The following is a 12,159-nucleotide window of genomic DNA, read 5'->3' on the forward strand; positions in this document are numbered from 1 at the left end:
CAGAAGAATTTCAATCGGAACAAAAGACGAATTTATTGAAAAAATATCGGCTAAACGTTGAAGGAATGACCTGCACTGGTTGTGAAGAACATATTGCGGTTGCTCTTGAAAATGCAGGTGCAAAAGGGATTGAAGTAGACTTTCGTCGCGGAGAAGCACTGTTTGAACTACCGTATGATGTAGACATTGATATCGCGAAAACAGCGATTACTGACGCACAATATCAACCGGGCGAAGCAGAAGAAATACAAGTGCAATCGGAAAAAAGGACAGATGTAAGTTTAAATGATGAAGGTAACTATGATTATGATTACATCATCATCGGTTCTGGTGGAGCTGCCTTTTCATCTGCCATTGAAGCCGTTACTTTGAACGCAAAAGTGGCTATGATTGAGCGTGGAACGGTGGGTGGAACTTGCGTTAATGTCGGATGCGTTCCTTCTAAGACCTTATTAAGAGCAGGGGAAATCAATCATCTAGCAAAAAATAATCCATTTGTGGGATTACACACTTCGGCTTCAAATGTTGATTTAGCGCCATTAGTAAAACAAAAGAATGATTTAGTAACCGAGATGCGAAATGAAAAATATGTGAATTTAATTGATGATTATGGTTTTGAATTAATAAAAGGTGAAGCAAAATTCGTAAATGAAAATACAGTTGAAGTAAATGGCAATCAAATCACAGCCAAAAGATTTTTAATAGCTACAGGTGCTTCTTCAACTGCACCTAATATTCCCGGATTAGATGAAGTAGATTATTTAACAAGCACTAGCTTATTGGAATTAAAGAAGGTTCCAAATCGTCTTACCGTAATTGGTTCAGGATATATCGGCATGGAATTAGGACAACTATTTCATAACCTCGGGTCAGAAGTCACTTTGATTCAAAGAAGCGAGCGTCTATTAAAAGAATACGATCCTGAAATTTCAGAAGCCATTACTAAGGCCTTAACAGAACAGGGAATTAATTTAGTAACAGGTGCAACCTATGAACGAGTTGAGCAAGATGGAGACATTAAAAAAGTTCATGTTGAGATAAATGGTAAAAAGCGAATTATTGAAGCAGAACAATTGCTAATTGCCACTGGAAGAAAACCAAATACAGAATCATTAAACTTACATGCAGCAGGCGTTGAAGTTGGTTCCCGTGGTGAAATTGTCATTGATGATTATCTTAAAACGACCAATTCCCGAATTTATTCAGCTGGAGATGTCACTCTCGGTCCCCAATTTGTTTATGTAGCTGCTTATGAAGGTGGACTTGCTGCTCGTAATGCAATCGGAGGACTAAATCAAAAGGTCAATTTAGAAGTGGTTCCAGGCGTTACGTTTACTTCTCCATCGATTGCAACGGTTGGTTTAACGGAGCAACAGGCAAAAGAAAAAGGATATGAAGTGAAAACATCGGTATTGCCGTTGGATGCTGTTCCAAGAGCGCTCGTTAATCGGGAAACAACAGGTGTTTTCAAATTAGTGGCAGACGCGAAAACATTGAAAGTGTTAGGGGCGCATGTAGTGGCAGAAAACGCAGGAGACGTAATTTATGCAGCATCATTAGCTGTTAAATTTGGCTTAACGATAGAAGATTTAACAGAAACCCTAGCACCATATTTAACAATGGCTGAAGGGCTAAAATTAGTTGCACTTACGTTCGATAAAGATATTTCGAAATTATCTTGTTGTGCAGGCTAAGGGAACTTTTTTACAACTCCCTATTCAAGTGAACCAGCTAATGCTTTAAGGGATTTTCTAAGTGAATTTGTGGTCACAAAAATAATTTAACACTGATGATTTCGACATCAAATCTATAATTGATACCTTAACACCGCAGAGTAATAAAGGATGAATAATATGTCAGACTTATTATCCCTACCAGACATTAAAACAATAGAACCGCCACAAGAAAATGAAACCGATATGATGTTTAAAGTTGAAGCAGTCGGACCACCTGAACGTTGTCCTGAATGTGGTTTTGACAAGTTGTACAAACACAGTTCAAGAAATCAACTAATTATGGATTTGCCCATTCGTTTAAAGCGAGTGGGCTTACAATTGAACCGTAGACGATACAAGTGTCGTGAATGCGGATCTACCTTCTGGGAACGCCTAATATCTGTAGATGAAAAGCGTAGTATGACCAAAAGGCTTTTAAAGTCCATTCAAGAGCAATCCATGTCTAAGACCTTTGTAGAAGTCGCAGAAAGCGTTGGTGTTGAAGAGAAAACCATTAGGAACGTTTTTAAGGACTATGTGGCACTCAAAGAACGTGAATACCAGTTTGAAACTCCTAAGTGGCTTGGGATAGACGAGATACATATTATCCGTAGACCTCGGCTTGTATTGACTAATATTGAACGCAGGACTATTTATGACATCAAGCCTAACCGTAACAAGGAAACAGTCATCCAACGTCTTTCAGAAATCAGTGACAGGACTTACATTGAGTAAGTCACAATGGATATGTGGAAGCCCTACAAAGACGCAGTGAACACTATCCTTCCACACGCTAAAGTTGTCGTAGATAAGTTTCATGTAGTTAGAATGGCTAATCAAGCCTTAGATAACGTCAGAAAGTCTTTGAAAGCCCATATGAGCCAAAAAGAAAGACGTACCCTTATGCGTGAAAGGTTTATCCTTCTAAAGCGTAAACACGATCTAAATGAACGTGAATCATTCCTCTTAGATACTTGGTTAGGTAATCTTCCTGCTTTAAAAGAAGCCTATGAACTCAAAGAAGAGTTTTACTGGATATGGGATACTCCTGATCCAGATGAAGGTCATCTTCGTTATAGTCAATGGAGACACCGTTGTATGTCCAGCAACTCTAAAGACGCATATAAAGACCTCGTGAGAGCCGTAGACAACTGGCATGTTGAAATATTCAACTACTTTGATAAAAGGCTCACTAATGCTTATACGGAGTCAATTAACAGCATTATTAGGCAGGTAGAGCGAATGGGTAGAGGTTACTCGTTTGATGCCTTACGAGCCAAAATCCTTTTCAATGAGAAGCTCCATAAAAAGCGTAAGCCACGATTTAATTCAAGTGCTTTCAATAAAGCTATGTTATACGATACTTTCAATTGGTATGAAGTGAATGATCACGACATTACAGACAACTTAGGTGTCGATTTTTCCACACTTATTAAGAATTTGGAGAAGGGTGATTTATAAGCCCTTTTCCACCATAAAATCCGAATACCCCTTAACAATACTATCCGAGACCTAGCATCTCAACGAGGACAAAGCACCTCTGAAGTTGCCCGCGAACTACTTGTTAAGGGGCTAGCGGCAGCTTAACTTAAAGTGAATAGGGGGCAGTTGAATCAGCTGCTCCCTCTTACTCTCAATCCCTGAGGCACCGGGCTATACCCAGAGTTTTACCTACGCAAGTTCAGATGCAGATGCGAGTAGGACAATAAATTCTAAGCCGCTTCCTGCCTCTGAGGCTGTTCCTTGGGTTTTTCTTCGGGCGCTTTAGGGAAGCCCATCACCGCTGAGAGCAGGACGAACGCACAGATAATAGAAACCATCAGAATCGTCCTCTCCCCCGGAATAACCGCGAGCAGGAGCGAAGAAATAATACCGCTTCCATACTGGAACGACCCTAAGAGTGCCGCAGCGGAACCAGCAATGGCAGGTTCCACAGAATTTAGGGCGGCGGCGTTCGTGCAGGCGGCAACGATGCCGTTCATACTAAACACCAGGAACACCGGAACCGCTACACCCCACAGACCACCCGCATCCGCAGCAACAGTTATCACGGCGAGTATAGAAGCCACCCCGGCAACCGCAGTCGAAATACGCAGCAGAAAATCCAGACTATAGCGCTGCACAAATCGTCGATTGAAACTGCTGAGCACCATCACCCCGATAATATTCACGCCGAAAAGCAGACCGTAATAGCGCGGATCAACCCCGAACCGCGTAATATACACACTCGACGATGCCGTGATAAAAGCGTAAATCGCCACGTAAAAGAAACACACGCACAGCACGTACCGCATAAAAGTGCGGCGGCGCAGCAGAAGCGGATAACTTCTAAACGCCGCAAGTACCGTACTACTTTCACGCTTATTCTCAGGCAGACTCTCAGGCAGGAAAAAGACCAAAAGCAGAATAACGGCACTGATGGTCACAATAGCCCAGAAAGTCAGCCGCCACCCACCCGATACCACCAGAAACCCGCCAAGAAGCGGCCCGGCAATCGGCGCAATCGCCATAATAAGCACAAGAGTAGAAAGTACCTGTGCCGCACGCACGCCCTGATACATATCACGCACGATAGCGCGCGCTAGCATAGGACCCACGCACGCACCAACCGCCTGCACCAGGCGCCACAGAACCAGTTCGGTTGTGGTTGAGGCGAGCGCGCATCCGGCAGAACCGACGGCAAAGATTGCCATGCCCAGCATCAGCGGAATTTTGCGCCCGATGCGGTCGCTGACAGGCCCCCAAATCAGCTGCGCAATCGCGAACCCAATGAGGAATCCCGTAATCGTCAGCTCAATATTGCCGCCCATCTGCGATTCGATGCTCGGCAGACCCGGCAGGTAAAGGTCGGTCGAGATAGCCGAGCAGGCCATGAGCGCGCTGAGTGTTGTGTAGAGAAAAAGCATGCGGCGCGGATTCTCCACCGCACCCTGTGAATGCGTTGTCACGAAAACCTGAATTCTTGGTTGTGTCTGTGTGATGTTTGCTTGCTGTCAGAGGTTCCTCTGAACGTTGAGAAAGAACCTGTGAGAGGCACCTCTTTGATTCTACTCCCCTCTTCCCGAGGATCTAAGGGCGCTTTGGGGGGTTATTCGCGTAGGTGAAAGTTATGGGTGCTGAAGGCTCGCCCACTGCCTTCTTCAGGTAATATGCCTAACTCGTGAATCTTATGTATAACGTGAGCACGTCACGCATAAAACCTCATGTCAGTTGAATTTTAGACCGACCGGAGCGCCGCATCCCAGGTGGAGGCGAGGCGCACCGCGGCGGCGGCGAGCGCATCCAGCTCACCGGCATAGACAGGAGCGGAACGCACGCCCGCGCACCAGTCAATCGTGCCCAGACCCAGCCAGGGTTTGCCGGGGAAGAACTCGCGCCGCAGCGCCACCCGGCGTTTCCCCAAAGCTCGACGACCGGGCACATAACCGCCGCGGCTGATGAAAAATTCATCCCTGCGTTTAGCGAGAACCTGCTGATCCAACACCCGCAGAGCATCAACCCAGCTGGGCTCCCCCGTCTTGGGCAGGTCGGTTAATTCGGGATATTCCTCGTCACGCTCGGTCACGCTCACGCCCAAAATATACTGATACCGCACCTGATCCAGCTCGTCGGGAAGCCCACGGTCGGCACTCTGAACCGTCCCGCACAGATGCCGTGCCACGTGCTCGCCCGCCAGATTCACGCCCATCAGCGGCAGCTCAGGACCGTCAAGATACAGCCCCACCGCGCCGGTTCCCGTAATATTTGGGCGCACCGACCATCCAGGCAGACCCTGCTCTAGCGCCGGATGCACCCGCTGAAGAACCTCAAAAACCTGCTCACGTGAAACCGCCATTGCGTTCCTCTCAGCACTTTCAACCTGCGTTTACTTTCTTCCATTGTCTCGCACAGATCTGGCGTGTGCGGCACGCCACAAACCTGCGGGTATCGTAGCGGCAGCACACGCGGTAAGATAGCAGACGTTGCGCCTAAATCTGCGGGCCGCATCCACTCCTCTACCCTGAGCCGTCGAAAGGAGGCCGACCGTGTTCAATATCGAGCCCGAGACGCTGTTCCGCATCGTAGATATTGCAGCCGTGGTGGCTAATGGCCTGCTCGGCGGAGCAGTGGCGCGCGCCCTGCGGTTCGACATGGTGGGCTTCTTGCTGCTGGCGGTCGTCTGCAGCATGGGCGGCGGCATGATTCGTGACATCCTGCTGAATGTGGGGCTTCCAATAGCGCTCACCGACGGCTGGTACTGGGTAGGCGCTATCACCTCGGCGGCATTGGCGTATGTGCTGGATTTGAGCTCAAACTGGGCCACCCGCGCCCTTGTGGTCGTAGACTTTCTGGGCATGGGCTGTTGGGCGGCTACCGGCACCATCAAATCCCTTACCCTGGGACTGCACTGGCTCCCAGCCATCGCGCTGGGGGTGACAACGGCGGTTGGCGGCGGGGTTATCCGCGATATTATGGTGAACCGCATCCCCGCTATCTTCGGCGGGAACTCGCTCTACGCCACGGTAGCGTTCGTGGGTGCCGCCGAAACGGCAATTTGTTTCAGGATGCTGGAGCGCCCTCATGTGGCGATCGCTATGTCTGTGCTCACCTGCACGGTGTTGGGGGTTGTGGCACGGTGGCGCGACTGGCGACTGCCGATGCCCACCACGCTGAAGGTTCAGCGCCCGCGCCTGCTGGATGTATTCCGCCGCGACCACGAACACCTTGAGAACGAAGGCTGGGCACCGGGCACGCCGCTCACAAACCAGCTGGATGTGATTACAGAGGACCAGATTCAGGCGTACCGCGATCAGCTGCACCGTGAACGGGAGCAACGCGGCGGGTAGCCGCACGTGTTCTGAATCTGGTTGGCTCGCGGCGGTAAGTAACGGGTCTGCTACTTCGCCCTGAGAGGCTCCTAAACGCTGTTCGGAAAGAAACGATAAAGGCGGCGGGATGCTCATGTGTGCCAAGCACCCCACCGCCACAAAAGTACCCTGCGACCGCCGCGAAAGCCCCCTGTCGCAAGGCACTCGTATTAGCATACCCGTAAACCTATCCCTAAGGGTAGGGTTTTAAGCTGTCAAGTGGTTAACCCGATTTAGATTTTCGGGTGGAAACAATATAAATATATAATTTTGTGTTTCTGACGATTAATTAATTTTCTTCGGCCCGATGCGCCAGCGATACGACCGCACTAAAACACCCCAACCAGCCCTATTTTCTGCCTTCTTAGCCTATCCAGCCCTCTTGCGCTGACAGAAGGACAGTATCATCACAATATCTTCTCAATATCATCACAATTTTTTGTGAAGATGTTGAGATGATGTTGTTATGACGCTTATTTTCGTTGTGGCTCATGGGGAAAGCCCTTTGAAATTTCAAGGTTTTTGCGACTGTTCGGTCATCCCAGTATCATCACAACTTTTTGTAATGATGCTGTGAAGATGTTGTGATGATGACCAGCCAAGCACCCCAGATGCGGAACATACCGCCCCCCATTTCTGTAGGGCAGGAAGATGCGCACCTATCACACAAGAGCGGCAGCCATTTGGAAGCTTATTACTCCCAAACAGCCGCCGCTTTGAAGATTAGGCCTGCGACAGTCGCCGAGCTACGCCGTGACCTGGCGTTTCGAGGAAATCACACCGGTATTGAAGCCCGCAAGGTGCAGGCCACCATGGAAGCGTGCGTGCTCGATTTTCACGCATCGGTCCATGACCACGTTCAGCCCAGCTGCCTCACCGATAGCGGCAGCTTCCTCATTCCACGAGCCCAGCTGCATCCACACGGTTTTCGCGCCCAGATCAACCGCCTCCTGAACCACGCCCGGGAGATCTTCATTGCGACGGAAAATCTCGACGAGATCGGGCACTTCTGGTAGGTCCTGAAGCGAGGCGTACACCGGCTGCCCCAGCACGGTCTTGCCTTTCGCCGCAAGAATCGGGTTCACAAAATACACCGTATACGGCGACGAAGACAGCAGGTAGGTTGCCACGAAGTTTGAGGCGCGCGAAATCTTATCGCTCATCCCCACAATCGCGATAGTGCGGGTATTGCGCAGAATGTTCAGCCGCTCGGGGGCGCTCGGGCCTACCCAGGTACGTTTCTCAGTCATTAGTTGCCCTCCTTCGCGGGTGCTTCCTTGGACTCTGAGGCGCTCGAAGCTGCGGCGCTATTCGGCAGCGCGCAGGCGGCACCCTGCTGTGAGTCAGCCTCTTCGGCGGCGAGAGCCTCTTGTGCCGCAACGAGCTTATCGGCACTGGATTCGCCCACACGTTCACCCGCGTGGTTCAGGCCAGTCGCGTGGGTGAGTGCCTGGTCAAGGTCCCAGATAATGTCTTCAACATCCTCAAGCCCAACCGAAATACGGATCAGGTCTTCGCCCACGCCCGCCGCGGCAAGCTGCTCGCTGGAAAGCTGCTGATGTGTGGTCGAACCCGGATGCAGCACCAGGGTGCGCGAGTCACCAATATTCGCCAGATGCGATGCCAACACAAGCGCGCTAATGAACTCGCCGCCAACCACGCGGCCGCTCGCCTTCTCGGTGCTCTTCACCCCAAAAGAGAACACAGACCCAACGCCCAGCGGCAACAGTTTTTTCGCGCGTTCGTGGTGCGCATGCCCCGGCAAACCGGCGTAGTTCACGTAGGCGATGCGCGCATCCTCAACCAGCCAGTCCACGACCTTTTTCGCGTTGGCCAGGTGCGCATCCATGCGCTGCGGCAGGGTTTCGACGCCCTGAAGCAGGTTGAATGCCGACTGCGGTGAGAGTGCGGGACCGAAGTCGCGCAGCTGCTCGGAACGCAGTTTTGTGAGGAACCCGTATTCGCCGAAGTTCCCCCACCACGAGACGTTATTGTACGAAGGCACCGGCTCAGTCATGAGCGGGAAGTTGCCGTTCGCCCAGTTGAACCGTCCGCTCTCAACAACCACGCCGCCGAGGGTGGTTCCGTGCCCGCCCAGGAATTTGGTGGCGGAGTGAATCACAATGTCGGCCCCGTGTTCCAGCGGGCGAATCAGGTACGGGGTTGAGATCGTAGCGTCTACGACGAGGGGGACTCCCACCTCATGGGCTACAGCAGCGAGCCCTTCAATGTCTGCGATCTCGCCGGAGGGGTTGGCGACAACCTCCGTGTAGATTGCCTTGGTGTTCTCGGTCAGCGCCGCCTTGTAATCCGCGGGGTCGGTGCCTTCCACAAAGGTGGTTTCGATGCCGAATCGACGCAGGGAAACATCAAGCTGGGTGACTGTTCCGCCGTACAGCTGTGAGGATGCCACAAGGTGATCGCCCGCCTGGCAGAGCGCGGCGAAAGTGATGAACTCGGCGGCCATACCGGATGCGGTCGCCACCGCCCCGATACCGCCCTCTAGGGATGCGATGCGCTCTTCCAGCGCGGCAACGGTCGGGTTCGATAGGCGCGAGTAGACGTTGCCGTATTTCTGCAGGGAGAAGAGGTTGGCGGCATCGTCGGTGTCTTTGAAAACGAATGAGGTGGTCTGGTAGATAGGGACCGCGCGGGCGCCGTGTTCAGCGTCCGGGGTGCCGCCCGCGTGCAGTGCGCGGGTGCGGAATCCGAAAGTATGTTCAGCCATGCATGACTCCTGGTTGGCTTAGCGCAGCCGAATGATGCGCCAAGGTCGAGGAACAGAGGTACTCAACCCTATACTGTGCCACGGTCCCCGGATGCGCCAAGTGCGCGTAGCATTATGTCGTTTGTGTCGGATTATGACAGGCCCTCTTGATACACTACTCGCTGCTCCCAACCTATCTTGTTGTGGAATACATAACTTCCTTCTATGTCTGTATAATGGTTCACCTACCTCGTATACATATTCGTGTGTACAATCAAAAGGAGCTAAATGTTAAATACACACCAAAAACTAAAGCCTTTTACAAAATGGACAGGTGGCAAACGCCAGATACTACACGAACTCACGATTCGTATGCCAAATAAATATAACCACTACTTTGAACCATTTATAGGTGGTGGTGCCTTATTTTTTGATATACAGCCAGAAAAAGCAACTATAAATGATTATAATACAGATCTTATGCTCTGTTACACAGAATTACGCGATAATCTTCAAGAAGTTATTGCAGAACTTAAAAAACATGAAGAAAATAATTCTAAGGAATATTATTTAAATATACGTTCTGCAGATCGTGACGGTCGATTAGAAGTTTTCACAAAAGCACAACGTGCAGCACGTCTCCTATATATGTTACGAGTGAACTTTAATGGATTATATCGTGTAAATTCAAAAAATCAATTTAATGTCCCTTACGGTCGATATAAAAATCCAAAAATATTAGATGAAAGGCTCCTTCAGGATGTAAGTTTTTATTTAAATAAAGCAGATATTAATATATGTCAGGGAGATTTCCAGAATTCCGTTTCTGAAGCTATATCTGGAGATTTTGTATATTTTGATCCGCCCTATATTCCTCTCAATGCTACAAGCGATTTCACATCTTATACTGACTCTGGCTTTGGGCCCAGAGAGCAGATTCGCCTCATGGAAACATGCCGAGAGCTAGACCGTAATGGGGTTCTATTTATGGCTTCAAACTCTCACTCTGCAGATGTATTCGATCTATATGAAGGGTTCACAATTGAAACCGTAGATGCTTCCCGAATGATTAACTCTAAAGCAACAGGGAGGGGAAAAATCAATGAAGTCATTATCCGGAATTACTCATAATATACCATCCAAGAGTATACATTACGAAGAGCCTGATATCATCTTAGCTCATGGTGATAGTTTTAGATTATTAGAAAATATAATCCCTGGTAGCATTAATATGATATTTGCAGATCCACCATATTTTTTAAGTGGAGGTGGAACCACCAATAGTGGTGGAAAAAGAGTGAGTGTAAACAAGGGAAATTGGGATACAAAATTATCTGTTCTTAAAAAACTAGAGTTCAACCGTCAATGGATATCAAAATGCTACCAGGCATTGAATGATAATGGAACTATTTGGGTTTCCGGAACACTTCACAATATATATTCCGTTGGTATTGCTTTAGAAGAAGAGAATTTCAAAATCCTCAACAATATTACTTGGCAAAAAACAAACCCACCACCAAACTTAGCCTGCCGCACCTTCACACACTCTACCGAAACCATCCTGTGGGCTAAAAAGAATTTACCCAAAACACGCCATTATTTTAACTATGAATTAATGAAAGAAATAAATAATAACCGTCAAATGAAAGACGTGTGGGAGGGTTCCCTTACAAAACCCAGGGAAAAATCTTATGGCAAACACCCCACGCAGAAACCAGAATATTTACTGGAACGTATTATCCTCTCCTGTACTCGTCCAGGAGACCTTATACTAGATCCGTACCTTGGTAGCGGTACTACAGGCAAAGTTGCCAAGGAACTTGGGAGAAAGTTCATCGGCATTGAACTTGAGCCTGAATACCTGTGTATAGCACAGAAACGTATCGCCGAGGTATCACAGACCCTCTTTTAAAATTACGAAAGGTTGACTAAACATGAAGTACGACGAATACATGGGAAGTGTCCCAGAAGAAAAACTTAAATACTTTCTGAGTACCCTTTCGATTACGAACCGTACCCCTGACTACTATGTAAACTGGGAAAAAGTGGAACTCGGGGTCAAAAAACATAAATTAGCTCTGAATACTTTGAATTACTTGATTGGATTGGATAACCTGTATGAGGAAGCAATTCATCTGTTCACGCAACAACCCAATCTCCTTGAGGCAGTACCAGTTCTTCTCGCGTCCCGCGATGTCCATCTAAATGTCATGAAGGTAGACAATGATGAAAGTATATCCTTTTACAATCTTGACTTTAAAAATGTAGATACCACTAATATTCAAAAATATGTGGAATTTATGCAAAAATCTGGACTTCTTTATTTTCTAAAGCACAGTGCAAACCGTTCATTGGTGGATTACGCATATGGTGTAGAAGTTGGTTTAGATAGTAACGGGCGTAAGAACCGTAGTGGTAAGGTTATGGAGGATCTCTTGGAGGGACAGCTACGTGCTGTTGCTGATTTTTATGGCTACCAGACAATGACCCAAGCAACAGCTCATAGGATGCAGCATGAGTGGCAAATTGAAGTTCCTGTAGACAAGTCAGAACGTAAGTTTGATGGGGCTCTTTTCGACTCTAATAGACGACGTCTTTTTCTCTTTGAAACAAATTATTATGGTGGTGGAGGTAGTAAACTAAAATCAGTAGCAGGTGAATTTAAATCACTTTACAACCATATTACCCAAAAATCTAAGGGTATAGAATTTGTGTGGGTAACCGACGGTCAGGGTTGGAATACTGCTGCCAAACCGCTCTCTGAAGCATTTGCTGTTATCCCAAATATTTTTAATATCGATCATTTAGAGCATGGATATCTACGTGAGCTTACTCGATAAAGCAGTTCGGAAAATAAATACCATGAAGATTAATTCTCTATTGATTTTCC

Annotated in this window: 9 protein-coding genes and 1 pseudogene; 6 read left to right on the forward strand and 4 right to left on the reverse strand. The window is 48.2% G+C overall.

What is annotated here, in order from left to right; all coding sequences use genetic code 11:
* The first annotated feature begins 35 nt into the window (after nucleotides 1-35).
* Both merA and HMPREF2804_RS11465 read left to right on the forward strand, forming a co-directional pair.
* Complete coding sequence (gene merA / locus HMPREF2804_RS09185; protein ID WP_070628153.1) at nucleotides 36-1,694, forward strand: mercury(II) reductase; 1,659 nt, start codon at nucleotides 36-38, stop codon at nucleotides 1,692-1,694.
* A 159-nt stretch (nucleotides 1,695-1,853) separates the two neighbouring features.
* Nucleotides 1,854-3,176: pseudogene (locus tag HMPREF2804_RS11465) on the forward strand (ISL3 family transposase).
* A gap of 251 nt (nucleotides 3,177-3,427) precedes the next feature.
* On the opposite strand, the gene HMPREF2804_RS09195 reads toward HMPREF2804_RS11465, so the two are convergent.
* Both HMPREF2804_RS09195 and HMPREF2804_RS09200 read right to left on the reverse strand, forming a co-directional pair.
* Nucleotides 3,428-4,663, reverse strand: a complete 1,236-nt coding sequence (locus tag HMPREF2804_RS09195; RefSeq protein WP_070628059.1) for a multidrug effflux MFS transporter — start codon at nucleotides 4,661-4,663, stop codon at nucleotides 3,428-3,430.
* Nucleotides 4,664-4,932: 269 nt separating this feature from the next.
* Complete coding sequence (locus tag HMPREF2804_RS09200; RefSeq protein ID WP_070628061.1) at nucleotides 4,933-5,550, reverse strand: L-alanine-DL-glutamate epimerase; 618 nt, start codon at nucleotides 5,548-5,550, stop codon at nucleotides 4,933-4,935.
* Between the two features lie 190 nt (nucleotides 5,551-5,740).
* On the opposite strand from HMPREF2804_RS09200, the gene HMPREF2804_RS09205 reads away from it, so the two are divergent.
* Complete coding sequence (locus HMPREF2804_RS09205) at nucleotides 5,741-6,541, forward strand: trimeric intracellular cation channel family protein (protein WP_070628063.1); 801 nt, start codon at nucleotides 5,741-5,743, stop codon at nucleotides 6,539-6,541.
* A gap of 767 nt (nucleotides 6,542-7,308) precedes the next feature.
* Here the strand turns inward: HMPREF2804_RS09205 and HMPREF2804_RS09210 are convergent.
* Both HMPREF2804_RS09210 and HMPREF2804_RS09215 read right to left on the reverse strand, forming a co-directional pair.
* Nucleotides 7,309-7,812, reverse strand: a complete 504-nt coding sequence (locus tag HMPREF2804_RS09210; protein WP_013398362.1) for a CoA-binding protein — start codon at nucleotides 7,810-7,812, stop codon at nucleotides 7,309-7,311.
* The gene (locus tag HMPREF2804_RS09215) at nucleotides 7,812-9,290 is read right to left on the reverse strand and encodes an O-acetylhomoserine aminocarboxypropyltransferase/cysteine synthase family protein (RefSeq protein WP_070449995.1); all 1,479 of its coding nucleotides are present in this window, start codon (nucleotides 9,288-9,290) and stop codon (nucleotides 7,812-7,814) included. Before HMPREF2804_RS09215 ends, HMPREF2804_RS09210 begins: the two co-directional genes overlap by 1 nt.
* A 267-nt stretch (nucleotides 9,291-9,557) precedes the next feature.
* Here HMPREF2804_RS09215 and HMPREF2804_RS09220 point away from each other — a divergent pair, with 267 nt between their 5' ends.
* From HMPREF2804_RS09220 to HMPREF2804_RS09230, 3 genes are read left to right on the forward strand one after another with little or no spacing between them, the layout of a single operon-like run.
* A complete protein-coding gene (locus tag HMPREF2804_RS09220) occupies nucleotides 9,558-10,400 on the forward strand; it encodes a DNA adenine methylase (RefSeq protein WP_070628065.1) in 843 nt (280 codons plus the stop codon).
* Complete coding sequence (locus HMPREF2804_RS09225; protein ID WP_070628067.1) at nucleotides 10,372-11,181, forward strand: DNA-methyltransferase; 810 nt, start codon at nucleotides 10,372-10,374, stop codon at nucleotides 11,179-11,181. Before HMPREF2804_RS09220 ends, HMPREF2804_RS09225 begins: the two co-directional genes overlap by 29 nt.
* Nucleotides 11,182-11,203: 22 nt before the next feature.
* Nucleotides 11,204-12,109, forward strand: coding sequence for a type II restriction endonuclease (locus tag HMPREF2804_RS09230; protein WP_048752786.1), 906 nt, complete (start codon nucleotides 11,204-11,206; stop codon nucleotides 12,107-12,109).
* The last annotated feature ends 50 nt before the right edge of the window (nucleotides 12,110-12,159 follow it).

The organism is Rothia sp. HMSC065G12 (assembly GCF_001811455.1).
In the GTDB taxonomy this organism is placed as follows: domain Bacteria; phylum Actinomycetota; class Actinomycetes; order Actinomycetales; family Micrococcaceae; genus Rothia; species Rothia dentocariosa.

Coding starts and splice junctions, on each gene's coding strand:
- HMPREF2804_RS09230 (WP_048752786.1), top strand. CDS start 11,204: ATGAAGTACGACGAATACATGGGAAGTGTCCCAGAAGAAAAACTTAAA.
- HMPREF2804_RS09220 (WP_070628065.1), top strand. CDS start 9,558: ATGTTAAATACACACCAAAAACTAAAGCCTTTTACAAAATGGACAGGT.
- HMPREF2804_RS09215 (WP_070449995.1), bottom strand. CDS start 9,290: ATGGCTGAACATACTTTCGGATTCCGCACCCGCGCACTGCACGCGGGC.
- HMPREF2804_RS09225 (WP_070628067.1), top strand. CDS start 10,372: ATGAAGTCATTATCCGGAATTACTCATAATATACCATCCAAGAGTATA.
- HMPREF2804_RS09210 (WP_013398362.1), bottom strand. CDS start 7,812: ATGACTGAGAAACGTACCTGGGTAGGCCCGAGCGCCCCCGAGCGGCTG.
- HMPREF2804_RS09200 (WP_070628061.1), bottom strand. CDS start 5,550: ATGGCGGTTTCACGTGAGCAGGTTTTTGAGGTTCTTCAGCGGGTGCAT.